General features: G+C 71.0%; 1 protein-coding gene. It reads left to right on the top strand.

Features of this window, described 5'->3' with window-relative positions; all coding sequences use genetic code 11:
- Positions 1-1,197: hypothetical protein (locus QN345_RS19315; RefSeq protein WP_323509148.1), on the top strand; the 1,197-nt coding region annotated here is incomplete at both ends.

Genomic DNA, 1,197 nt, shown 5'->3' with positions numbered 1-1,197 from the left:
TCGACGGGGTGACGCCCGCACTGATCGAGCCCGTGCTCAGCATCGGATTCGACGGCTTCGGCGCGACACCCGTCCTCTCGGCCGAGGTCACCGTTCCGGACGGCGACCCGATGGGCACCGTACAGTTCCTCGACGGCGCCGTCCCCCTCGGCGCCCGGGTCGCCCTGGCCCTCGCGCCCGGCGACCCGCACGTCGCCCGCGCCTCCCTGAGCGGCATGGCTCCGCTCGATCCGGGCTCGCATCCGCTCAGCTTCAGCTTCGAACCGGCCGGCACCGCCGTCGCCGCCGGCACCTCGAACGTGCGCATCTGGTCGTTCCTCGCCGACACCGAGGTCACCATCAGCACGGATGCCGCCGCCGCGGTGAACGGACCGGCGACCGTGACCGTGACGGTCGCCCCGACCTACGCCACGTCGATGAAGCCGGACGGAACCGTCGACCTCACCATCGACGGGACCACCGAGACCCTCACCCTCGTGGACGGCTCGGCGGAGAAGCAGGTCACCCTCCTTTCCGATCCGTACATCACCGCCGACTACGCGGGATCCGCCCTGTTCAAGCCCAGCTCCGGCCACTACCAGGTCGGCGCGGTCATCGTCCCTGACCCGACCCAGATCGTCGCCACCGTCTACAACCCGCCGTTCACCCTCGGTACGGTGATCAACGCCTCCGCCGTCGTGACGGCGCCGAACGCCGACTACGGCACCGTGGTGAAGGGGACGATCCAGGTCTGGGCGGGCCAGACCCTGCTCACCGAGTCGTCCAAGCTGACCCAGACGCTCAGCATCCCCACGACCGCCCTCCACGCGGGAAGCACCGACCTGCGCTTCGCCTTCGTTCCAGCCACCGGATTCGAGGCCTCCGAGACCACGTCGACGATCACCATCGCCCCGGCCCGAACGAGCGTCTCCGCCGCCCTGCAGCCGGCCTCCTCACCGACACTGGTGCCGCGCGGAAGCGCCCACGCGATGACCGTCGACGTCACCTCGGATCTGGACGGACCGCGCACGGTCGAGGTGCGCAACACCCGCACCTCCGCCCTCGTGGCCACCGGCAGCGTCACCGTCACCGACCAGCACGGCACCGGGCAGGGTCGTCTCGCCGGCGGTTGCCGTCGTCGTGGCGACGAGGGTGACGGGGGTGCCGATCTCCACCGTGTCGACCGTCGCGGCGCCCGCCGAGATGGTGAGCGTGGTG

Source organism: Cryobacterium sp. 10I1 (assembly GCF_035019805.1).
Taxonomy (GTDB): Bacteria; Actinomycetota; Actinomycetes; order Actinomycetales; family Microbacteriaceae; genus Cryobacterium; species Cryobacterium glucosi.
Note: the sequence above shows the minus strand (reverse complement) of the source record. Positions and strands in the feature narration are given on the sequence as shown.